This is a genomic window from Archangium sp. Cb G35 (genome assembly GCF_001896145.1).
Taxonomy (GTDB): Bacteria; Myxococcota; Myxococcia; order Myxococcales; family Myxococcaceae; genus Archangium; species Archangium violaceum.
In genome coordinates, this window is record NZ_MPOI01000011.1 from 125,404 (window position 1) to 147,468 (window position 22,065).

Annotated in this window: 17 protein-coding genes and 1 tRNA gene; 8 read left to right on the top strand and 10 right to left on the bottom strand. The window is 68.6% G+C overall.

All coding sequences use genetic code 11. The annotated features are described in order from the left end of the window. Positions 1-2 precede the first annotated feature (2 nt). Positions 3-1,796 carry a DUF1592 domain-containing protein gene (locus BO221_RS31205; RefSeq protein WP_233166327.1) on the top strand — a complete coding sequence of 598 codons (1,794 nt, stop codon included), beginning with the start codon at positions 3-5 and terminating at the stop codon, positions 1,794-1,796. Beyond that, a complete protein-coding gene (locus BO221_RS31210) occupies positions 1,793-3,403 on the top strand; it encodes a DUF1552 domain-containing protein (RefSeq protein WP_073564495.1) in 1,611 nt (536 codons plus the stop codon). Before BO221_RS31205 ends, BO221_RS31210 begins: the two co-directional genes overlap by 4 nt. Positions 3,404-3,471: 68 nt before the next feature. On the opposite strand, the gene BO221_RS31215 is transcribed toward BO221_RS31210, so the two are convergent. The 8 genes from BO221_RS31215 to BO221_RS31250 all read right to left on the bottom strand — a co-directional run bounded on the left by BO221_RS31215 (position 3,472) and on the right by BO221_RS31250 (position 12,955). Then, positions 3,472-4,716 carry an imm11 family protein gene (locus BO221_RS31215; RefSeq protein ID WP_073564496.1) on the bottom strand — a complete coding sequence of 415 codons (1,245 nt, stop codon included), beginning with the start codon at positions 4,714-4,716 and terminating at the stop codon, positions 3,472-3,474. 9 nt (positions 4,717-4,725) lie between these two features. Beyond that, entirely contained in the window at positions 4,726-5,901 is a 1,176-nt protein-coding gene (locus tag BO221_RS31220; RefSeq protein ID WP_083681635.1) for an AHH domain-containing protein, read from the bottom strand. Positions 5,902-6,234: 333 nt separating this feature from the next. Beyond that, positions 6,235-6,316 (bottom strand) — tRNA-Leu (locus tag BO221_RS31225). A gap of 133 nt (positions 6,317-6,449) precedes the next feature. After that, positions 6,450-6,908, bottom strand: coding sequence for a preprotein translocase subunit SecG (gene secG, locus BO221_RS31230; protein ID WP_073564498.1), 459 nt, complete (start codon positions 6,906-6,908; stop codon positions 6,450-6,452). An 82-nt stretch (positions 6,909-6,990) separates the two neighbouring features. Further along, the gene (tpiA, locus tag BO221_RS31235; RefSeq protein ID WP_043389879.1) at positions 6,991-7,764 is read right to left on the bottom strand and encodes a triose-phosphate isomerase; all 774 of its coding nucleotides are present in this window, start codon (positions 7,762-7,764) and stop codon (positions 6,991-6,993) included. Between the two features lie 33 nt (positions 7,765-7,797). Next, the gene (gene pgk / locus BO221_RS31240; RefSeq protein ID WP_073564499.1) at positions 7,798-8,985 is read right to left on the bottom strand and encodes a phosphoglycerate kinase; all 1,188 of its coding nucleotides are present in this window, start codon (positions 8,983-8,985) and stop codon (positions 7,798-7,800) included. A 39-nt stretch (positions 8,986-9,024) separates the two neighbouring features. Next, positions 9,025-10,035 (bottom strand): type I glyceraldehyde-3-phosphate dehydrogenase, encoded by a 1,011-nt coding sequence (gene gap, locus BO221_RS31245; RefSeq protein ID WP_073564500.1) that lies wholly within the window; start codon positions 10,033-10,035, stop codon positions 9,025-9,027. A 106-nt stretch (positions 10,036-10,141) separates the two neighbouring features. Next, positions 10,142-12,955 (bottom strand): N-acetylmuramoyl-L-alanine amidase, encoded by a 2,814-nt coding sequence (locus BO221_RS31250; RefSeq protein ID WP_369865902.1) that lies wholly within the window; start codon positions 12,953-12,955, stop codon positions 10,142-10,144. An 86-nt stretch (positions 12,956-13,041) separates the two neighbouring features. Here BO221_RS31250 and BO221_RS31255 point away from each other — a divergent pair, with 86 nt between their 5' ends. Continuing rightward, positions 13,042-13,725, top strand: coding sequence for a diacylglycerol kinase family protein (locus BO221_RS31255; RefSeq protein WP_083681637.1), 684 nt, complete (start codon positions 13,042-13,044; stop codon positions 13,723-13,725). Between the two features lie 128 nt (positions 13,726-13,853). On the opposite strand, the gene BO221_RS31260 is transcribed toward BO221_RS31255, so the two are convergent. Then, a complete protein-coding gene (locus tag BO221_RS31260; protein WP_143195787.1) occupies positions 13,854-14,048 on the bottom strand; it encodes a hypothetical protein in 195 nt (64 codons plus the stop codon). A gap of 314 nt (positions 14,049-14,362) precedes the next feature. Here BO221_RS31260 and BO221_RS31265 point away from each other — a divergent pair, with 314 nt between their 5' ends. From BO221_RS31265 to BO221_RS31275, 3 genes are all read left to right on the top strand, one after another. Then, complete coding sequence (locus BO221_RS31265) at positions 14,363-15,958, top strand: NAD(P)/FAD-dependent oxidoreductase (RefSeq protein ID WP_073564504.1); 1,596 nt, start codon at positions 14,363-14,365, stop codon at positions 15,956-15,958. Between the two features lie 16 nt (positions 15,959-15,974). Then, entirely contained in the window at positions 15,975-16,346 is a 372-nt protein-coding gene (locus BO221_RS31270) for a hypothetical protein (protein ID WP_073564505.1), read from the top strand. A gap of 357 nt (positions 16,347-16,703) precedes the next feature. Next, complete coding sequence (locus BO221_RS31275) at positions 16,704-17,843, top strand: class I SAM-dependent rRNA methyltransferase (RefSeq protein WP_198956219.1); 1,140 nt, start codon at positions 16,704-16,706, stop codon at positions 17,841-17,843. Positions 17,844-17,858: 15 nt separating this feature from the next. Here BO221_RS31275 and BO221_RS31280 read toward each other — a convergent pair whose 3' ends face one another. Next, positions 17,859-18,476 carry an START domain-containing protein gene (locus BO221_RS31280; RefSeq protein WP_073564507.1) on the bottom strand — a complete coding sequence of 206 codons (618 nt, stop codon included), beginning with the start codon at positions 18,474-18,476 and terminating at the stop codon, positions 17,859-17,861. A gap of 46 nt (positions 18,477-18,522) precedes the next feature. Here BO221_RS31280 and BO221_RS31285 point away from each other — a divergent pair, with 46 nt between their 5' ends. Then, positions 18,523-20,049, top strand: coding sequence for a 3'-5' exoribonuclease YhaM family protein (locus BO221_RS31285; RefSeq protein ID WP_073564508.1), 1,527 nt, complete (start codon positions 18,523-18,525; stop codon positions 20,047-20,049). A gap of 3 nt (positions 20,050-20,052) precedes the next feature. Then, positions 20,053-22,011, top strand: a complete 1,959-nt coding sequence (locus BO221_RS31290; RefSeq protein ID WP_073564509.1) for an HD domain-containing phosphohydrolase — start codon at positions 20,053-20,055, stop codon at positions 22,009-22,011. The last annotated feature ends 54 nt before the right edge of the window (positions 22,012-22,065 follow it).

Here is a 22,065-nt window from a genome sequence, read left to right on the forward strand (position 1 = left end):
GCATGACTTCTCCACGCCTTGTGAGCCTCCTGCTTCTCTGCGCGGGAGCGATCGCCTGCTCTGGCGGCATCGAGCAACCCGTCCCCGGAGGAAACGACTCCGGCGGCGAAGACGACCCCGCTCCGCCCGCTTCGTCCGTGCCCATTCCCCCCGCACCGGAGCGGTTCTCCTGCGATACGAACGCCGTCCCCGTCGGCCTGCCATTGCCCAGGCTGTCCCGGACCCAACTGGGGAACTCGCTTCGCTTCGCCGTTGCCCGTGCCTTGCCGAGCGAGGCGGACGCCATCTGGGCGAAGGTAGCGCCCACCTTCGCCCGGTACCCCACGGACCAACGCACACCCGCTCCCGGTGACCTGAAGGGCGGCTACAGCCGGCTGGACCAGTCCATCCAGCAGGCCCAGATCGACGCCATGTATGACCTGGGGCAAGCCGTGGCCCAGGAGCTCACCGGCAGCAACGCGCGCCGCAATACCCTCCTGGGGAGCTGCGCGAGCGATGGACAGACCGCCAACGACCGGGCCTGCCTGGAGACCTTCATCCGCGGCTGGGGCTCCCGCGTCCTGCGCCATCCACTGCCGGCGGCGGAGGTCACCGCCTTCGCGGACATCGCGGGGAGTACTCCGGTGGACAGGGCTGCGGTGGCCGACGTCATCACCGCGCTCCTGAACTCGCCCTGGTTCCTCTACCGGGTCGAGCATGGAACCGGCGCCAGCCAGCCGGTGAGCCCGCTCTCCGCGTTCGAGCTGGCCTCGAGGCTGTCCTACCAATTCTGGCAAGCGCCTCCCGACGACGAGCTCTGGGCCGCGGCGGTCAATGGCTCGCTCCTGACCGAGGCCGGCTTCGCTGCGCAGCTCGATCGGATGCTCCAAGGTCCCCAACTGCGAAGCTCGCTGGACGAGTTCGTCAGCGAGTGGCTGCGGCTCGAGGAGCTGCCGTCGCTGGTCGCGCTCCAGAATGACCCGGTCTATCAGGCCTTCGTCGGGGAGGAGATGCCCACGGACGCTGCTCGCACCGCGATGTTCGAGGACGTCCAGCTCTCCGCCTGGCAGACCATCGTGTCGGGGGGCTCGGTGAGCAACTTCCTCCACGACCGGAGGTCCTACACGGGGGACCCCTACCTGGCCTCCATCTACGGTGTGCCCGTCTGGAGCGGCTCCGGTCCAGCACCGGTCATCCCTTCCCAGAACCGCGGCGGGCTGCTGACACGCGCCGCCCTGCTGGCCACGGGAACCGCGTCGACGCGTCCCATCCACAAAGGATACATGGTGCGGAACGCGCTGCTCTGCCAGCAGGTCGGGGCCCCACCGCCCAACGCCAGCGACAGGCCTCCCTCGCCGACCGCGGACATGACGACGCGACAGGCGGTGACCCAGCTCACCTCCGGAGGCAGTTGTGGAGGCTGTCATAACCAGATCATCAACCCGCCGGGCTTCGTGCTGGAAGGGTTCGATGCACTCGGACGGGAACGCAGCGTGGAGCGGCTGTATGACCCGCGGGGCCACGTGACGAACACCCCCCCGGTGGACACCCTGGCGGAGGTGCGGGTCTACGACGCCGAGCGGCGGGCCGTCTCCAACGCCGCCGAACTCACGCAGATGATTGATGACAGCCAGCTCTTCGAGTCCTGCATCGCGCTCCAGTACTTCCGCTTCTCGCATGCTCGCGTGGAGTCCACCTCGCGAGATGGCTGCCTGCTCTCGGAGATGGAGAAGGCCGCACGCAGCGGAGCGCCGATGGCCGACATGCTGAAGACGCTCGCCAACCACCCCACGTTCAAGCAGAGGAGCCTCCAGTGAGCAGCACACCTGTCTTCCGAGTGGATCGCCGCATGTTCCTTCGCGGCGCGGGCGGAGCCGTCCTGGCGTTGCCGCTGCTCCCGTCGCTGCTGAGCCCGAGGGAAGCGAAGGCCCAGACGGCCCAGCGCCCGAAGTGCTTCGTGCACTTCCGTACCCCCCATGGCGCCATCTTCGGCGCGAACATGTGGCCGGGGGACCCGGCGCTGACGCAGAGCCTGTTCTACGCGACCCACGACGTCCGGCGAGGGGCGCTGGCCGCGCCGGTCAACGCGAGCGGTGATGCGGTCATCAGCCGGGTGCTGACCGCGCGCTCGACGATGCTCACGCCCACCCTCGTCTCGAAGATGAACATCCTGCGGGGCCTCGACTTCCCCCTGTACATGGGTCACAACTTCGGCGCCGCGCTGGGCTATTACGACTTCGACAAGCAGAGGCCCGCCTCGCCTCGGGCGACCATCGACCAGGTGATGGCCTACTCTCCGGCCTTCTACCCGAGCGTCGCCTCCGTCCGGAAGCGAAGCGTCGCCATCGCCGCCTCGGGCACCGCGAGCGGGAGCTGGGGCTACAACACCCCCGGAGTCCGCTCCTCCGGGGTCGCCTCGAGCTCCATCAGCTCCATGGAGAGCTCGCTCGGCCTGTTCGACATCCTGCTGGCCGGCACCAGCGGCTCCGGCGGCACCCGAGCACCGGTGGTGGACAAGATTCTCGACAGCTATCGGCGGCTCCGCAACGGCAATAGCCGGCTCTCGGCCGAGGACCGAACGCGACTGGATCAGCATATCGACGCCGTCGCCGAGCTGCAGCGCCGGCTGGAGACGACCACCAGCGCCGGCTGTCAGGAGCCGCAGCGGCCCACCACCGACAACCTGTCGCTCAAGAGCTCGGGCTCCTTCGCGGGAGACCCCGCGAAGAACGTCGAATACTTCCGGCTCATCAACGAGGTGCTCGCCGTGGCGATGAACTGTGGCGTCTGCCGCATCGCCACCATCAGCATCGATGAGAACAACCAGAACCTGACGTTCACCACCCGCGCCCCGCAGGGTGAAGACTGGCACAACAACGTCGTTCATCCGTCGACCGTGGCCGGGCCGAACCAGGAGCTGGTGGTCCAGTTCAACCAGGTCTTCTTCTCGCAGGTGTTCCTCGACCTCGTCTCCCGTTTCGAGCGGTTCTCGAACGGCGCGGGTGGAACGCTGCTGGATGACTCGCTGCTCGCGTGGGGCCAGGAGAACGGCAACACCCCCCACTTCTCCTTCTCCGTCCCGGTGGTGACGGCCGGGAGCGCGGGAGGCGCCCTCAAGACCGGCAGCTACTGCGACTACCGGAACACCACGCGCAAGGTGAGCGGAGACTCCAGCACGGGCAGCGAGGGCAATTACCTGTGGGCAGGCCTCCTCTACAACCAGTGGCTCGGCACCGCGCTCCAGGCGATGGGCATCCCGAAAGCGGAGTGGAGTGAGTCCGACCATTCCGGTTACGGCTGGAAGGCGTCGTACCAATCCACGTACGAGTACTTCTTCACGAACAAAGGCTTCAGCTCGGCACAGGCCTATCCGTCGTCGATGTGGCAGAAAACCGGAGAGCTGCTGCCGTTTCTCGCGCCATAGCCGACCGCGGTTGGAAACGATTCACTTCGAGGAGGGCGCTACCAGCCCGGGGCTACCGCCACTCCGCGCTACGCCACGGGCTTCCTTCTGAGACGCGACAGGTGCTCCTCGCCGCTCTCCGCGAAGCGTCGTGCCAGCTCGGCCAGGCCCTCCGTGCCGTGCTCCAGCAGGTACGCCAGCTCCGAGGGCAACAACGCCTTGACGGTGACGAGCTTCACCTCCCCATACGGTGTGGAGAAGTGACCCAGCAGCGAGCGTGACTCCACGCCCAGCAGCACGGCCACCCTGCCCTCCTCGGTGACGAGGGACTTGGGCATGCCCTTTCCGGACACCTCCATGGAGAAGAGGCCCGCCTTCATGCTCTCGCGCACGTGCTCGTGCTCGGCGACTTCATCCGCCACACGGTCCAGCAGCATCAAGGGCCACCCCTTCGAGATGTCCTTCACGGCTGCGTCCACCTCCAGGGCAAGCTCCAGGCCAAAACCCGTGGAGGGCTCCAGCCGCTCGATGAACGGATCCGAAAGCCCATGAGTGACGAGCAGGGTGCGCCCCGCCTCGCGACGGATGACGCTCCAGAGCTGCCGCTGGCCCGGCCACGCCCCGCTCATGGCGATGGGCATGAAGACATCCTCGTCCAACGAGCCCAGGGTGCGCCAAGCCGTCTCACGAGCGGTGGCCGCCGTCTCCAGCAGCTCACGGCTCTTCCGGTCCCGTGCTCGCTCCTCCGCGCTGATGGTGCTGGGGCCGGTGACCTCCTTGAACTTCGGCCCCGTCGCGCCCAGGTCCTCAAGAGCTTCCTTGACGACCTCAGAGACAACGATGGCTACCCAGCCCCAAGTACGGAATACCTGGGCATCACCCACCTTCGTGGGATCGATCCGCATGCCGATCACGGACCTGTACTCTCCGATCTGGTCTGGCAATCCATGCGCTGGCGTCACATAGCGCACCTCGTCGGAAGCCTCGTCGTCGATGCACTTCACGACACGTGTGATGTTGAGCAGGATGTACGGTTCGCTCTGTCCGTCCACCTCCACCGGAATCAGCTGCACATCACCGGGCGCCAGCGCGGCGAACACGGCCGCCACCCTGTCATGGACCACGGGAATCGACGAACCCGCCATCAAGGTGAAATCGAGCGCCTTGCCAGGGGCATAGATAGGAATGCGGATTCGTCCCTCGACGTGAGTGGGCTCGCCCCGCTCAAACAGCCAGGTACGAATCTCCTGCTCCCGCTCATCCAGAGGATTTCCCAGTTCCCACCGGCCCGGGGTGTAGACGTCGTCGACCAGTCTGAAATACCGTTTCGCCATGAAGAACTCCTAGGGCGGTGACCTTTTGGTCGTCAGCAGCTTGTTGAGCCTGCTGCCCTTCGTGGTGATTTCCTCAGCCAACTCACGGAGCGCTTGCCTCAATGCTACGGCGCACTCCTGCTGATTGGGGCACCTTGCCGTCGCCTTCTTCAAGTGGTCAAAGACTAATTGATGGTACTCCTGGGGGTGAGGCCCCTTGTGCCCGAGCAGTGGGACCGTATTCGCCGGATCCTTCATCGACATGCCCGCCTTATCGAAGAATGGCTTGAGCTTCTCCGTCCAAGGCCCGCCACGGACGGTGGCAATCGTGTTCTCGATGGTGGCGATGTGGTGCACATCCGGTTTCTTCCTGTCCGGAGGAGCCGCACGTGCCGGAGCGCCCCGAGGCGCCGCCATGCTCAAGACGTTGGCGGGCAGGACAACACTGAAGGTGCCCTCGGCCACGGCGACCTTCACCTTGTCCGCGTCCTGTACGGCCGTGAGCACGTCTCGGATGCCGGCATGTGACTCGAGCGCACCGGCGGCTTTCGCGAAGCCGGGCAGCATCGGGGCCTTGGACACGAGCGCCGCCGTCTCACCCACCGCCGCCGTGCCCAGCAGGAGGAGAATCCGCACGCTGTTGGGCCCGATGACCTTGCCGAAGCGGTCCCCCGCCTCACGCAGCTCCGCGAACGTGCTGGCCTCCGCAGCTTCCTTCCACAGCTGGAACCAGGCCCGAACCAGGTCGAAGAACTCCCAGCCCAGGTAACCCCACATGAGCAGGGCCAGTGCGGCGGCCACACCTTTAGAAACGGGCTCGGGTGCCGCGATCAAGGCGAGGTATCCGATGAGGGTGAGGCTCAGCGTCCGCCACAGCTGCGTCGTGGAGAACATGCTACGCAGCTCCGCATCTCGGGCCTCCAGCGCCGCATTCACGGAGAGCGCCAGGGCGAGGTCGCGCTTGTCCTCGCCATCCAGGCCCGGCCCGTCCTTGAACAACCCGAGGCAGTCGCCCGGCGTACCTTGCCGCTCGCAGAAGCTCCCGTAGGACCGGGCCAGGGGCGTGCGCCACTCCTCGCCTGTGAGCGGAACGGAGGCCAGCGCCAGCTTCCGGTGGAGGTAGAGCGGGACAGGGCAGTCGGCCAGCCGCAACGGCACGTTCAGCACCAGGGTGGCCATGGCCTCATCGAGCTCGGAGTCGCTCACCCGTACCGCTCCGAATCGGGTGGGCAGGGAGAGGCGAACCCACTCGTCCGCGACCGTGCCCTCCGGCTCCTCGGCCTTCGCGACAGCCGTGGGCGACAGCGCGTCCCCAGGGAAACGGTGTGTCGCCCGAGGAAGACCCGAGACACACGCAGCGTGGAGGACAAGGACGATGAGGGCCCATGCGCCCAACCAGGGGCGAGGCCGCGTGCCCGACGGGCGCGAACCAACGAGACGCGTGGACACGCCGCAGCTCCAGTCAGGGACAGGCCAGGATAGGGCCCCAGAAACGAAAAAAGCCCCCGAGTCACTTGGACTCGGAGGCTCATTTCGGAGTGCCCAGGGCGGGATTCGAACCCGCACACCTTTCGGCGCCACCCCCTCAAGATGGTGTGTCTACCAGTTCCACCACCTGGGCATTTCCGGCTCGGTCCCGACTGAGTGGGTCGCCCCGGAAACAACGCGGCCTCTAGTACCACGAACCGCGCTGTCTGCAACAACGAATTTTCAACCGCCTCTCCATCCGCTTTCTTCCGCGGATGGCCGCCCGCCTACTGCCCGGGCGCCGGAGCGGGAGCCGGGGTCTCGGCCGGACGCGGCTGCTCCACGCTGCCCGGAGCCGCCGGAGCCGAACCCGAGGGAGGCGCCGCCTCCTGCGGATTGGCCGGAGGAATCTGGCCCGCCGGAGGAGCCCCGCCACCCAGCTGCTCCGTGCCCTGCTGCTGCGCCGGAGCCGGCTGCGTCGCCGCCGGCTTGTTCGCCAGCGAGCCCGCCACCGACGTGCGCATGCCCACGAACGACAGGCCCAGCGACGTCAGGAAGAACAGCGCCGCGCAGACGCCGGTGATCTTGGTCAGGAAGGTCGTCGCGCCGCGGCCACCGAAGGCGCTCGTCGCGGCACCGCCACCCAGGGCCGAACCCATGCCGGCGTCCTTCCCGGGCTGCAACAGGATGACGAAGATCATGAACACGCACAGCACGACGTGCACGATCGTCACGAAGGTCAACATGCTTTAAGCTCTTCTTTCCGGTCCTGGATGAAAGGCCGCGCAGCCTAACCGAACGGGCCGGGCGGTGACAATCTTCCTGCGATCAGACCCCGCCCTTCGCGATCGCCGAGAAGTCGCCCGCCTTGAGGCTCGCCCCACCCACCAGTGCCCCGTCCACGTCCGGCTGGCCCAGCAGTTCCGCCGCGTTGTCCGGCTTCACGCTCCCACCGTACTGGATGAGCACCCGCTCCGCCGTCCCCCGGTCGTACAGCCGCCCGAGCTGCTCGCGGATGGCGCGGTGTACCTCCTGGGCCTGGGCGCTGGTGGCCGTCCGGCCCGTCCCAATCGCCCACACCGGCTCGTAGGCCAGGACGAAGCCCGCCACCTCGGCCGCCTGGAAGCCCTTCAGCGCCCCCGCCACCTGCCGCTCCACCACCTCCAGGGTGCGGTTGCCCTCGCGCTCGGCCAGCGTCTCGCCCACGCAGATGATGGGCGTCATCCCCGCCCCCACCACCGCCCGGGTTCTCTTGTTCACCGTCTCGTCCGTCTCGCCGAAGTACTGCCGGCGCTCGGAGTGGCCCACGATGACGTAGGCGCACCCCACGTCCTTCAGCATCGCCGCGGACACCTCGCCGGTGTACGCCCCGCTGGCCTCCCAGTGGCAGTTCTGGGCGGCCAGCTTCACCGCGGAGCCCTCGAGCTCCTTCGCCACGGCCTGCAGCGACACGAACGGCGGCGCCACGGCCAGCTCCACCCGGTCTCCCGGAAGCGAGGCCACCAGCCCCTTCAGCTCCCGCACCAGCGCGAGCCCCTCGGGGATGGTCTTGTTCATCTTCCAGTTGCCGGCGATGAGCTTGCGTCGCGCCTGTGCCGCCATGAGGTCTGCCTCCGTGGTGTTGGGTACGGCCGACTACTTCGTCTCCAGCGCCTTCACGCCCGGCAGCTCGCGGCCCTCGAGGAACTCCAGCGAGGCGCCGCCACCGGTGGACACGTGGCTCAGCTTCGGAGCAATGCCCATCTGCGTCACGGCCGCGGCGCTGTCTCCACCGCCCACCACCGTGATGGCGTCCTTGTTGAGCGCCATGGACTCGGCCACCGTGCGCGTACCCGCGGCGTACTTTTCGATCTCGAACATGCCCATGGGGCCGTTCCAGATCACCGTCTTCGCGCTCTTGATGTGCTCGGAGTACATGGCCCGCGTCTTGGGACCGATGTCCAGGCCCATCAGGTCCGCGGGAATCGCGCGGTCGGTGATCTCCCGCACGGGGCCCTTGTCCGTGGGCTCGGTGCTGCAGACGTGGTCCACGGGCAGCACCAGCGACGTCTTCAGCCGCTGCGCCGCCTCGAGCATGCGCGTGGCCAGCGACAGCTTGTCCTCCTCCACGCGGCTCTTGCCCACTTCAATGCCCTGCGCCTTGAGGAAGGTGTAGGCCATGGCGCCGCCAATGAGCAGCGCGTCCACCTTGGGCAGCAGGCTCTCGATCACCTTGATCTTGTCGCTCACCTTGGAGCCACCCAGGATGGCCACGAAGGGCTTGGCCGGGTTCTTCATCACCCCGCCGAGGTACTCCAGCTCCTTGCGCATCAGGAGGCCGGCGCCCTTCTCCTTCACGTGGGGCACCATGCCCGCGGTGGAGGCGTGGGCGCGGTGCGCGGTGCCGAAGGCGTCGTTGATGTAGACGTCGGCGAAGGAGGCGAGCTCACGCGCGAAGGCGTCGTCGTTGGCCTCCTCCTCCTTGTGGAAGCGCAGGTTCTCGAGCATGAGCACCTGGCCGTCCTTGAGGTCCTTCACCAGCTTGCGCACGCCATCACCCACGCAGTCGTCGGCGAGGATGACCTCGTGCTTGGCCCCGAGCAGCTCGATGAGCCGGTGGGCCACCGGCTCCAGCGAGAGCTTCGGATCCGGACCCTTGGGGCGCCCGAGGTGGGAGGCCAGAATCACCTTCCCGCCCATCTCCAGGGCGCGCCGGATGGTCGGCAGCGCCTCGCGGATGCGGGTGTCGTCGGTGATGCGCTTGCCCTCCAGGGGAACGTTGAAGTCCACCCGGATGAAGACGCGCTTACCGGTGAGCTGCATGTCGTCGATGTAGCGGATCATCTCGGTCCTTCCACTCGGAACGCCCGTTGAACAGGCTGACTACAGACCCTTGGTGGCGAGGAACTTCGCCGTGTCCACCATGCGGTTGGAGAAGCCCCACTCGTTGTCGTACCAGGCCATCACCTTGAGCAGGTTGTCGCCCATGACCATGGTGTTGGTGGAGTCGAAGATGGAGGAGTGCGGGTTGCCGTTGTAGTCGACGGAGACGGTCAGCTCTTCGCTGTACTGGAGGATGCCCTTGAGCGGACCCTCGGCGGCGGCCTTGAAGGCGGCGTTGACGGCGTCCACGGTGACGCTCTTGCTGGTCACCACGGTCAGGTCCACCAGGGACACGTTCGGGGTGGGCACGCGCACCGCCTGGCCGTTCATCTTGCCCTTGAGGGCCGGGAGCACCTCACCGATGGCCTTCGCGGCGCCGGTGGAGGCGGGAATCATCGACAGCGCGGCGGCGCGGGCGCGGCGCAGATCCTTGTGCGTGAGATCCAGGATGCGCTGGTCGTTGGTGTAGCTGTGGATGGTGGTCATCACGCCCTTCTCGATGCCGAAGTTCTCCAGCAGCACCTTGCCCAGCGGCGCCAGGCAGTTGGTGGTGCACGAGGCGTTGGAGAGGATGTGGTGCTTCTTCGGATCGTACTGGTCGTGGTTGATGCCGTAGGCGAGCGTCAGGTCCGGGCCCTTGGCCGGGGCGGAGATGATGACCTTCTTGGCGCCCGCGCCCAGGTGCTTCTCGGCGCCATCGCGCTCGGTGAAGCGGCCGGTGCACTCGAGGACGATGTCCGCGCCCAGGGACTTCCAGGGCAGCGCGGTGGGGTCCTTCTGGGCGGTGACGGCGATCTCCTTGCCGTCGATGATGATGGCCTTGTCCGTGGCCTTCACGGTGCCCTGCCAGGTGCCGTGCACGGAGTCGTACTTGAAGAGGTGGGCCAGGGCGGCCGGCTCGTCCAGGTCGTTGATGGCAACGAAGTCGAGGTTCTCCTTGCGGCTCAGGGCGGCGCGAAGCACGCAGCGGCCAATGCGACCGAACCCGTTGATGGCAATCTTGGTGGCCATGTCTCAGTCTCCTTGAGAAGTTGGAAAGCTCACAGGCACACGACGGGCCGTACGCCCTCCCGTCGTGGGAAAGGGCGGCCGACCGTAGGCATGTGACGCACGCGAGTCAACGCTCTGTGAAGGGAGAACGACGACGCGTACGCCATAGCTGAACAGTGGAGAGGAGCAACAGCCACGCAACGGACGCTGCGCCGCCGCCCGCTCGGCAGCCGCAGCCCGTCTCGGCGTTTTCGTAGGTCCCGGGAATGCGCTCCACGAAGCAGGGACCGGGGCTCGAAGAGGCCCTCACGACGGCACCCGGAGGCAGGACCTCCTCTCCGGTGGGCGGCGTGGGGGCGGAGGCCAGCACTCCCGCCCGGGCCAGGAAGGACCCCATGAGCCACGCACGGCGCTCGGGAGTGACGATGCCCTCGAAGGGAACACTCAAGAAGAGCACCTGTCCCCCCGGCGCCGAGGCCACCGCCGCGGCCGAGTCCGTCCCGGCATAGCCCAGCACGGGAGAGCCCCCCTCCAGTGGGAGGAGCACGTCCGTCATTCCCACGGGGTAGGAGCCCCGCAGCCCATCATCGAGCAGCGAGTTGGAGAGGCCCGGGAGCCAGCCCTCCGAGAGCCCATTCACCAGAAGCGCCGACGAGCCGCAACCCGGCAGGACATGGAGGATGTCCGTCAGGAAGGCCTGCCCCTCCGCGCCCCCCGCCGCGAGCGAGGAGGCCACATGGCTACCCGAGAGCAGGAGGTGCCCTCCCCCCGTGACGAAGGTGCGCATCATCGCCTGCTCGGCGGCGGTGGGACCCTGCCCCCCTACCCCGCCCCGGCCGATGAACCAGTCCAGCACCCGGTAGCCCACGGGGGTGAGCAGGCCCGCGGAGATCGCCTCGCTGGTGGCTCCGTCGAAGGCCACCGCGTGCTGCGCCACCGCGTCCCCATGCCGCCGCAGGGCCGTGCCGTCATTCATGGACTCCAGGAGCTCGCGCAGCGGAGTGCCCAGTGCGTAGGCCGAGAGGTCCTCGGCGCGCGCCAGCTCCGCGTCCAGGCGGCGGAAGGCGTTGACCACCAGCACCTCGGGAACCTTGCCCGCCTCCGGGACGCGCACGCCCACCACGTCCGAGGGGAAGGACTCACCACCCGGGTTGAGGGAGGCCACGCGGAAGTAGCGTGTCGTGCCCGCCGGCAGGGTGATGGAGAAGGAGGTGGTAGCCACCTCGGAGCCCCCGTCCCAGGCCAGGCCGTCCGCGCTCTCGTAGACGCGGTAGCCCGTGGCCGCATGCCCGCCCAGGTCCAGCGCATCCACGGCCGGCTCGGTCCACTTCACCTCCACCCGGCCACTGCCCGCATGGCGCGCCACCAGGGCCGCGGGTGGCTCGGGCGGCAGGCGCACCGGCTGACTGTCTCGCGTGGCGAAGTACTTGATGAGGCCCTGCAGCAGGGCGCGCGCGGCCACCCGGCGGAACTCCGGCTGCTTCAGGTACACGGCATCCGCGGGATGGTCGTGGTACGCCACCTCCACGAGCACCGCCGGCGTCTCCGGGTTGTGGGTCGGGTTCACCTCGCCCAGGTTGGCCGAGCGCAACGAGCGCACCCGCCAGTTCGGATCGAACGCATTGCGGATGTCCTGCCGCAGCTCGTCCAGCAACGCCCGGCCGAGCACGTCGCTGCCCGGCACCCCCGTGAAGTTCAGCGTGCCGTCCACCGGATTGGGTCCATAGACGTACACCTCGGTGCCACGGAACCGGTCGTCGGGCGTCGAGAGCCCGGAGGCGTTGGTGTGCCAGGCGACGTAGACGGCGTCCTCCCCCTCCTCGTGGAGCCAGGCGGCGAAGCGCGCGCGCGAGGTGACGTCGTCGTTGCGCTCGTTGGAAAGCGCATTGATGCCCGAGGGCGCGAACACCGTGGGCGGCGCCCCGCTGAACTGGGTGTGGTAACGCGCGCACTCCTCGAAGCGGGGACGCGGCAGGGGCGCGAGCGCCCCGTCACCGATGACGCCCGTGCCACCGCCAATGCGTACCGCGTCCAGCGACAGGGTGCCCGATTCCGCCGAGTCGTTGAGCGCCGCCACCGAGGCCGCCTCGGGATTCTGGCCCGCCCGGAAGTAGAAGCGGCCCAGCAGCACCCACGTGCCTCCATGGCGGCGCTGGTTCACCCGGAAGTGGCTCTCGCCGCCCGCGTGCCGCACCACGTAGTGCGCATCCGAGACGCGGCCCGGGTCCGCCCCATACGAGACGTACACGTGGTAGGCGCCATCGGCTGGAATCGAGGGCGCCCAGGTGGCCTGCGCGGTGGCCGTGGGCGCGGCCGTCATCAGCCGGTGGTCCCCGAGCTGGAAGGGCTGCACCGCGTTGCCCATCGGCACCGGCGGAGGACCCCAGCCGGGCGTGGCGGAGGTGAAGAGCTCCGTGGCCCCGGTCTCCGTGTAGCCCGCGGCTCCGTTGTCGACGATGACCATGCGCGGGTTGAGGTCCGACTCGCGCACGGGAATCACCGTGGCGCCCGCCCCCATCAGCATCGGCAGCAGGTACTGGTTGAGCGTCTCGATGGAGACCAGGTCCTCGACGACGTCATTCGTGTTGCCCCGCTGGGTGGCCCACCGGCCCAGAGGAGAGCTGCGAAAGAAGCCATGCCCCGGGCTCAGGTAGATCGTCTTCCCCGACAGGGCCCCGGTGCGGATGCGCGTCTGGGGCACGCCCGCGAGCGCCGACACGGAGCCCCGGGGGTCCTCGCGGCGCACCAGGGGCGGCTCGGAAGGCAACCAGCGTGTCTCGTGGGGCCTCGGGCCCGGAAGTGGCACATAGATGGCACCCGGCGGCTCCAGGCCGCAGTCTTGGGCGAAGGCGCCATCGTCCTGGGCCAGGCTCATGCCCGGCAGGCAGAGCAGCGAGAACAGCATCCAGGCGGTGGTACGTACGTGAGCAGGAAGGGCCATGAGGGGGCGGACGTTAGGCCCCGGCGCGAGGGCATGCCAATCAAACCGTGAGTGCCTGCCTGCTCTCCCGCTAACCTGTTTCCGAGATGAGCTCTCCCGCCCTATCACCCCCGCTTCCACCCTCTCCCGAGAAGCAGCCCCCGCCGCATCCTCCCCGGGGCGGCTCCGGCATGCTGGCTTCCTTCGTCCATGCCTGGAACGGGCTCATCCACACCGTCGTCCACCAGCGCAACATGCGCGTCCACCTCGTCTCCGCGCTCCTCGTGGGCCTGGTGGGCAGCGGCATCGAGCTGGGGCTCGCGGAGAAGGTGACGCTCATCTTCTGCGTCCTCCTCATCTTCTTCGCGGAGATCCTCAACAGCGCGCTCGAGCACCTGGTGGACCTCGCCACCCGCCACTTCGACGAGAAGGCCCGCCTCACCAAGGACGCCGCCGCCGCCGGCGTGCTGGTGCTCGCCACCGGCACCGTCGTCATCTTCGCCGCCATCCTCGTGCACAACTGGCAGACGGTGCTCAACAGCGGGCCTCGAATCGCCCGGCAGGTGGCGCTCGGCCTGCCCCTGGCCCTGTGCGCGCTCGTGCTGGTGCTCCCTCAACCCCGCTCCGTCTGGGTGGACCGGCTGGCCTTCGTGGGGGGCGCCCTGCTGCTCGCCGCGCTCGCTCCCGGCACCGCCAGCTCCGTCTTCACCGCCATGAACGCCGGGTTGCTCGTCGTCGCCGGGGCCGCGGCCCGCCAGCGCCGTCTCGAGCGCGCACGCCGCAACCCCTAGAGGGCGGAACGCGGACACAAAAAAACCGGCACCAGGCCGGTTTCTTCTTCGCCACCTGGAGGGATGCTCGAGCCCCGGGGCCTGCCCGGAGCCCGGCTACCCGCCAGGGACAGAGCCAGTCTATCTGCTCAGGCTTCCTTGCGGAACTCCGGCCGGGGCTCGACCGTCGCCTGGGCAACGTTCTCTCCCTTGATGTCCTCCGTCACCAGGTCCAGCAGCTCCGTGGCGATGCCGATGATCTGCATGGGGGTATAGCCGCTCGCGCGCAGCTGGTTGAAGAAGGTACGGGCGAGAATCCGGGTGCCCTGCTTGTCAGTACTCAAGGACGTGTCCTCCGAGAAGCGGTTGGACCGCGTAATCACTGGCGGTTCCATCTTCAACCCGCGTGCCAGCAGTCACCTTCCTGACGAATTCTCCATGCACTTCAGGTGGTTGAGAGAAACCGGGGGCTGGCCGGGTTGTCCGCAGATGCGAAGGGGCGTTCGCACCCCGCCCGCCGTCCAGGGGAAGTGCATGCGAGGGGTGCATCGTCAAGTTCGCACCCGCTCGCTTCAAAGGTGTTCAACAGCTTGCATTCGGGGGCCCGGGTGACGCAGATACGCGCCCTCTGTCCCCGGCTTCAGGAGAAGAGCAGCGCATGGCGTATCGGGTGAACAACATCGGGCTGTGGTTGGACGAGCCGGAAGAGCTGCTCGGCCAGCGAGCAGCCGAGAAGCTCGGAGTGACTCGCTCGGACCTGGCGTCCGTGCGCGTCGTGCGCGCGGTGCTGGATGCTCGCAAGAAGGGCAGCCCCCGCTACATCTATACGCTGGAGGTGGAACTGGCCCCGGGCCGTGCGCCCCAGCGGCTGCCGCCGGACGTCAGTGAGTCGGCGCCTCCGCCCGAGCCTCCGCAGCGAGTGAAGGAGCCGGAGCGCATGCCGCTCATCATCGGCACCGGACCCGCGGGTCTCTTCGCCGCGCTGGGACTACTGGAACGCGGCGTTCGCACCATCCTCATCGAGCGCGGCCGCGAAGTCGTGGCCCGGCGGAAAGATGTGGCGAAGCTGATGCGGGATGGCTCGCTGGACCCCGAGAGCAACATGAACTTCGGGGAGGGTGGGGCTGGCGCTTATACCGACGGCAAGCTGTCCACGCGCATCAACCACCCCATGGTGCGCAAGGTGATCGAAACGTTCGCCCGCTGCGGCGCGCCGGATCACATCCTCATCGAGGGCAAGCCGCACATCGGCTCGGACCTGCTGCCGGGCGCGGTGGCGAAGCTGCGCGACGAGCTGATCGCCGGAGGCTGCCAGGTGCTCTTCGAGCACAAGGTGGAGGAAGTGCTCTACCGCGACGGCCGGGTGTCGGGCGTGAGGCTGGCGGACGGGCGCACGCTGGAGAGCGACCGGGTGGTGCTCGCCCCGGGCAACTCGGCGCGCGAGCTGTATGAGCGCTTCGCCGCGGACGGGCGCGTGGTCATCGAGCCCAAGCCCTTCGCGCTCGGCTTCCGGGCCGAGCACCCGCAGGGGCTCATCAACTCCATCCAGTACGGGAGCGCGGCGAAGAATCCGCGGCTGCCCCCCGCCGACTACAAGCTGGCGGAGAACCTCGAGGTGGATGGCGAGGTGCGTGGCATCTACTCGTTCTGCATGTGCCCCGGCGGCATCGTGGTGCCCACGCCCACCCAGGACGGGCTGCAGTGCACCAACGGCATGAGCAACTCGCGCCGCAACGCGAAGTACGCCAACGCGGGCATCGTCGTCACCGTGTCCGTGCAGGACTTCGAGCGCGAGGGCTTCAGCGGCCCGCTCGCCGGCCTGGAGTTCCAGCGCCACTGGGAGTCCAAGGCGTACGAGCTGGGCGGGGGGAAGTTCTTCGCCCCCGCGCAGACCATCCCCGACTACCTCGCCGGGCGCGTGAAGAAGGATCCGGGCGGCACCAGCTACCGGCCGGGGCTGGCGCATACGGACCTCAACAAGCTCTTCCCCGAGCGCCTCACGCAGTCGCTGAAGCAGGCGCTCAAGGCGTTCGACCGGAAGATGCGCGGCTTCATCAGCGACGACGGCAAGCTCATCGGCATCGAGAGCCGGACCAGCTCGCCGGTGCGGATTACCCGCGGCGAGGACATGCAGTCCGTGTCGATGCGCGGGCTCTACCCCGCGGGCGAGGGCTGTGGTTACGCTGGCGGCATCGTCTCCTCGGCCATTGATGGACTGCGCGTGGCTGAGCAGATTGCGAGCGAGCTCGCCTGAGCCACGGGAGGGAGCCATGGGCTACCGCGTACGCACACCGGAGGGAGAGCTGGCCTACCCCACGTTGAGAGACGTGGAGGTGGCGTACATCCAGGGGCTGGTGGAGCCCAACGACGAAGTGCTCGAGGAGGGACACTCCACCTGGCGCAAGGCTTCGAGCATCCCCGCGTTGGCCCGGGCCCGTCCCGAGTCGAAGGGGCTCGCGGGGCGGACCCAGATATTGAGCGTCCTCGCCGCGGTGGCCCTGGGGGCCGGAGCACTGGCCCTCATCATGAGCGACTCGTGGCCGCGGAGGGGATTGGGCATCGTCCTGGCACTGGCCATGAGCGTGCTGCTCACCCGGCTGTCGGCCAAGGCCCACAAGCGGCCCGCGCCGCCGAGGGACTGAGCGCCTCCGAGGGACTGAGCGCCTCCTTCCCTTGCCCTACCTCCCCTCTCCCCTCGGGAGAGGGACGGGGTGAGGGTATCGGGTGTAACCAGGTTGCCCCTCGCACCGTGCTCCACTCGAGGACTCCGTGCTGATGCACGGGTCAAGAGAACGGGGGCGGGCACCCTCACCCCGTCCCTCTCCCGGAGGGCGAGGGGATATTTACGGGTTGGAGATGGAGCGCTCCCCCGCTCCCCTGCTCCACGAGCGGGCACTCCCGCCCTCCCCGCACCGGGTCCCCACCCGCCGCATGTTTCCCCCCATTGAGGGCACATGGCGCGCGGCCGGCTCGGCGTCCGCGCAGAGGGGAGGACGGCCTTGTTCAACACCTATCTGTCCCGCGAGGCGGCACGCAGGCTGAAGCACGGCGCCCCCTGGGTGCGCCGCGAGGACATCGTCTCCATGGAGGGCACCCCCTCCGCCGGCGAGGCCGTGCAGCTCCGGGACGAGGACGGGCATGTGCTCGGGCTCGCGGACGTGGACCTCGAGTCCTCCTATGCCGTGCGCCGATTGGGGCTCCCGGACGAGTCCGCCGAGGGCATCATCCCCCGCCACGTGCGCCATGCCTTCGAGCGCCGCGCCCGCATGGTGGATGACCCGCGCTTCTGCCGCTCCATCAACGACGACGGCGACGCCCTCCCCGGCCTCATCGTGGACCGCTACGACACGCACCTCGTCGTGCAGACGCTCACGCGCGCCATGGATGCCCGGATACAGGAAATCACCCGCGCCCTCGTGGAGGTCTCCGGCGCCGAGTCCGTGCTGCTGCGCAATGACACCGCCCGGCGCCGCCAGCTCGGCCTGCCCGTGCAACGGCCCCACGCCCTCTACGGCAACCCGCCCCGCTGGAGCCGCGTGCTGGAGCTCGGCGCCCGCTTCACCGTGGACCTCACCTACGGCCCGGGCGTGGGCTACCCCTACGACCAGCGCGAGCTGCGCCGCTTCCTCGCCCGCCTCTCCCAGGGCGCGCGGGTGCTCGACCCGAGCTGCCATGTGGGCGGCCTCTTCGTCCACGCCGGACGCCACGGCGCCCGCTCCGTCCTCGCCTTCGACAGCGACGCGGACACCGCGGACCTCGCCCGCGAGAACGGCGAGGCCAACGGAATGCTGGGGCGCCTCCGGGTGGAACGCGGGGACGCCCTCGACGTGCTGCACGGCATCCAGGACACCTTCGACCTGGTGCTCCTGGACACCCCGGAGGCCACCTCGCCGCAGAGCTTCATCGAGCAGGTACGCCTGGGCCTGCATGCCACCCGCCACGGCGGCACCCTGCTCGTCGTCGGCTACCACCCGCCCCTGCCCAACGGCGGCTTCGACGACCTGATCGCCGAGGCCTGCGAGCAGGAGGGGCGCATGGGCTTCCGCTTCGCCCGGCTCGGCCTGCCGCCGGACCACCCCACCCTCGTGGGCTTCCCCGGCACCGACTACCTGTCGGGGATCGTCATCCAGGCCAGCTGAGACGCCCTCCGGCGCCTACTTCTTCGCGGCGGTGGCGTGCTTGCGCACCGCCCGGAGCACGTCCGGCACCGACGTCTTGTTCGCCTTGTCGGCGATCCACTTGGGCAGCGAGCCTCCCGGGTCCGTGTAGAGGTAATAGGTGACGAACGTCTTCTTCCCCTCCTCGCGCGGCTCCATCAGCCAGTAGCCCGTGTTGAGCTTCACCCGCACCACGCCCTTCTTCTCGGGAGGCACCCCCTCGGTGGCCGCCGTCCAGGCCGTCTTCAGGAAGCCCTTTCCGTCCTTCCAGTCCGACTCGTCCCGGATGCGGATGATGAAGTCCCGCTTGTCCACCAGCGGGGCGTTCACCAGGCAATAGAAGACGGTGATCTTCCCGTCCTGCTCCGAGGACAGCACCTTGCTCTCCTCGGTGTAGGGCATGGTCTTGGTGTAGTTGTCGTAGTCACGGATGACCCGCCAGACGTCGTGGGCAGGGGCATCCACGAGGGTGGTGGCCTTCACCTCGGAGACGGACCCCCCCTCGGGAGTCCGGGCCAGCACGGAGATGCCGTCGTCACGGGCCACCTGCTGCCAGGACGGTTCAGCCGCGCCAGTCAACAGCACGAGAAGGGAGAGAGTGGGAAGTAGGGACATGAATCCATCCTAACCGCCTGGGTGGTGGTAGTGTCGCCGCCCGCGTATGACGACCGATAACCCGTCCGACAATTCCCCGACTTCCGCTCCCACCGACGCCTCCGTGGAGCAGGTGCGCAAGGTGTATGCGAAGGACCTGCGCGAGAAGGACTCCGTCAACACCGTCTTCCGCGTCACCAAGAAGGAGCGCGTCACCGCGCGCAGCGGCAAGGTGTTCCTCTCCGTGGTGCTCGTGGACAAGAGCGGAGAGATCGACGCCCGCGTCTTCGACAAGGTCGAGGCCCTCGAGCCCACCTTCTCCCCCGGTGACTACGTGCTCGTGCGCGGCAACGTCATCGGCTTCCACGGCAAGTCCCAGGTGGTCATCGAGGCCCTCGAGAAGCTGGACCCCGAGCCGCTCGATCCCAAGGAGTTCGAGCCGCCGGCCCGCGAGGAGCAGCCCGCCCCCAAGGCCGCCGCCCCCGCCCGCGAGGAGCAGCCCGCCCCCAAGGCCCGCGAGGAGCAGGCCACGCCCAAGGCGGGCGGTGACGGCCACAGCGGCCCCCGCGCCGTGGGACAGATCCGCGAGCTCATCACCGAGCGCGTGAACGACCCGAACGTGAAGGCGCTGCTGCTGGCCTTCCTGGATGACGCGCAGATCGCCGCGGGCCTGCCGCACGCGCCGGCCGCCAAGGGCATCCACCACGCCTACCGCGGCGGACTCGCCGACCACCTGCTGTCGGTGATGCGGCTCACCCTCCGGGTGGCGGACCACTACCCCATGGCGGACAGGGATCTGCTGCTCGCCGGCGCCTTCCTCCACGACGTGATGAAGGTGGCGGAGATCTCCCCGGACAAGGGCTTCGAGTACACCGACGAGGGCAAGCTGGTGGGCCACCTCGTCATGACGGCGCAGAAGATCCGCGAGAAGACGCTCGCGATTCCCAACTTCCCGCCGCTGCTGGAGCAGCACCTCACCCACCTCGTCCTCTCGCACCATGGGCGGCTGGAGTACGGCTCGCCCAAGCTGCCGATGACCATCGAGGCGCACATCGTCCACGCGCTCGACTCGCTGGACTCGCGCATCGCCTCGTGGGTGGAGGCCATGCAGCGCGATCCCAACGACAAGTGGACGGAGAACCTCAAGCTCTACGACCGCCAGCTCTGGAAGGGACCCGTGCCCACGGTCCGGGGCCGCGCACCCGTCGAGGGGGGCCGCCGGAAGGGCAAGGAGGGCAAGAAGCCCAAGGATCGGCCGGAGAGGGCCGCGGGCGAGGGCCAGCAGGCTCCGCGCGCCGAGCGTCCCGAGAGGACCGAGCGGCAGGAGAGGACCGAGCGGCCCGAGCGGCAGGAGCGTCCCGAGAGGCCCGAGCGGCAGGAGAAGCAGCGCGAGCCCCGGCCGCCGCGTGAGCAGCGGGAGCCGCGTGAGCAGCGGGAGCCTCGGGAGGCCCGCGAGCCGCGGGAGTCCAAGCCGCCGCGAGAGCGGGTGGACGTTCCCAAGGAGCTGACGTTCAAGCCGTTCAGCGTGCTGACGGCGCCGAAGACGGAGCCCGCCGACAAGTCCGGCGGGGAGGGCTCGGACACGGAAGGTTGAGAGATGGCGAAGAAACTGGGCGAGCGCCTCGTCGAGGCGGGACTGGTCACCTCGGATTCCATCCAGAAGGCGCTGGAGCACCAGAAGATCACCGGCCACCGGCTGGGGGACTGCCTGGTGGAGATCGGCCTGCTCCAGGAGGCGGCACTGCTGCGCTTCCTGGCGGCCGAGTTCCAGACGCGCTTCGTCTCCGCGGAGAAGCTGGCCAAGGCCCGCATTCCCACGGACGTGCTGGACAAGGTGCCGGTGCGGCTGGCGGAGGCGCAGAACGTGCTTCCGCTGGCGATCGACCCGGAGCGCCAGCTGCTCTCGGTGGTGGCGGCCGAGCCGCAGAACAAGAAGCTGCTGGACGAGATCGCCCTGGTGACGGGGATGACCGAGGTCTACGCGTACGTGGGCCTGCGCAGCACCATCGCCGCCGCCATCCGCAAGCACTACTACGGGGACACGACGGCCTTCGCCTCGCTGGAGGTGGTGACGGCGCAGACGCGGGCGGACGTGTCCACCATGGCCAGCGCCTACGAGAGCACCGCGGGGATGGCGCCCAGGCCCAGCATCCAGCTGCGGCTCGAGTCGGAGACCCGGCTGCGGCCGCGCCCGGGCACGCAGGGGCGGAACAAGACGTCCAGCGGCGACACCTTCCCGGGCTCGCGCGGGACGGTGAGCGACAAGGACTACATCGAGACGCTGAGCATCCTGGTGACGATGCAGGAGCGGGACCGCAAGCACCACCGGGGACACTCGGCGCAGCTGTCGCGGCAGGCCACGGTGGTGGCGCGGCGCCTGGGAATGCCGCCCCGGGACGTGGCGGCGGTGGCCATCGCGGGCTACCTGCACGACCTGGGCAAGCCGGCCGAGCGCCACTTCTGCCTGGCGAGCAACGCGGTGAATCCGGAGTGGATGGCCGAGGCCAAGCGCTACTGCCGGGTGCCGACGAAGCTCTTCGAGTCGGTGAACCTGCCGGTGCAGGTGAACACCATGCTCGCGCAGCTCTACGAGTCCTATGACGGCTCGGGGACGCCGCAGGGAGCCAAGGGGGATGACATCACCCTGGGCGCGCGAATCCTGGGGGCGGTGGACAGCTACCTGGAGCTGACGAAGAACCCGGCCAACGCCTACGGGAAGCTGCTGACGAAGGAGCAGGCGCTGGAGCACCTGCGGGAGAACTCGGGCAAGCTGTACGACCCACTGGTGGCGGACATCGTCATGCAGGTGCAGACGGGCGAGCTGCTGCGCCAGCGCATCATCAACGACGGGCGGCAGATCCTCATCGTGGAGCCCGAGGAGGGCACGCGGACGGACCTGCTGGAGTCCGGCCAGAAGCAGGGGCTGGTGGTGCACGCCCTGTCCTCGCTGGACGGGGCGTACGACGCGCTGGGCTACCAGGACTGCGACGTGCTGGTGGTAGGGCTGAAGTTCGGGCTGGACGAGGTGCTGGGGCTGCTGCAGGCGACCCGCTCCTCGCCGGAGCACGCGGGCCTGCCGGTGGTGGTGCTCGGAGACCCGGACGCGGGCACGCGCGAGCGGCTGATGATGGGTGGAGCCTCGGCGGTACTGCCGCCCACGCAACCGGACGAGGCGGCGAAGACGATCCGCGCCCTGTACGATGATCGCATCCAGCACAACGGCCCGGCCCGGATGGTGCGAGGCAGCCTGGACGAGCTGCCGGCGGCACAGCTGCTCAAGCTGCTGGGAACGGGCAAGAAGTCGGGGCGGCTGTACCTGAAGCAGAACGCCCACGAAGGTTACCTGCACATGGAGCAGGGAAAGCTCGTCTACGCGACGGTGGCGACCCAGAACGGCGAGCAGGCCATGCAGACGCTGCTGGGCTTCCAGCAGGCGGACTTCCGCTACGACCCGGACTCGCTGCTGCTGGACACGCCGCAGATGGACAAGGATCTGGAAACGCTCGCCCAGCAGGTGGCGATGCGCAGACCGACCATGTCCATGCCTACGGTGTAAAGCTCCCTCCGCGAGGCCCTTCCGCCGAAGGAGGGCCCGGCCTGGAGGCCATGG

Excerpts from the sequence above, each read along its gene's own strand:
- BO221_RS31285 (WP_073564508.1), top strand. The coding sequence starts at position 18,523 with ATGACGACCGATAACCCGTCCGACAATTCCCCGACTTCCGCTCCCACC.
- BO221_RS31280 (WP_073564507.1), bottom strand. The coding sequence starts at position 18,476 with ATGTCCCTACTTCCCACTCTCTCCCTTCTCGTGCTGTTGACTGGCGCG.
- BO221_RS31205 (WP_233166327.1), top strand. The coding sequence starts at position 3 with ATGACTTCTCCACGCCTTGTGAGCCTCCTGCTTCTCTGCGCGGGAGCG.
- BO221_RS31270 (WP_073564505.1), top strand. The coding sequence starts at position 15,975 with ATGGGCTACCGCGTACGCACACCGGAGGGAGAGCTGGCCTACCCCACG.
- BO221_RS31265 (WP_073564504.1), top strand. The coding sequence starts at position 14,363 with ATGGCGTATCGGGTGAACAACATCGGGCTGTGGTTGGACGAGCCGGAA.
- BO221_RS31290 (WP_073564509.1), top strand. The coding sequence starts at position 20,053 with ATGGCGAAGAAACTGGGCGAGCGCCTCGTCGAGGCGGGACTGGTCACC.
- BO221_RS31255 (WP_083681637.1), top strand. The coding sequence starts at position 13,042 with ATGAGCTCTCCCGCCCTATCACCCCCGCTTCCACCCTCTCCCGAGAAG.
- BO221_RS31215 (WP_073564496.1), bottom strand. The coding sequence starts at position 4,716 with ATGGCGAAACGGTATTTCAGACTGGTCGACGACGTCTACACCCCGGGC.
- gap (WP_073564500.1), bottom strand. The coding sequence starts at position 10,035 with ATGGCCACCAAGATTGCCATCAACGGGTTCGGTCGCATTGGCCGCTGC.
- tpiA (WP_043389879.1), bottom strand. The coding sequence starts at position 7,764 with ATGGCGGCACAGGCGCGACGCAAGCTCATCGCCGGCAACTGGAAGATG.
- secG (WP_073564498.1), bottom strand. The coding sequence starts at position 6,908 with ATGTTGACCTTCGTGACGATCGTGCACGTCGTGCTGTGCGTGTTCATG.
- BO221_RS31250 (WP_369865902.1), bottom strand. The coding sequence starts at position 12,955 with ATGGCCCTTCCTGCTCACGTACGTACCACCGCCTGGATGCTGTTCTCG.
- pgk (WP_073564499.1), bottom strand. The coding sequence starts at position 8,985 with ATGATCCGCTACATCGACGACATGCAGCTCACCGGTAAGCGCGTCTTC.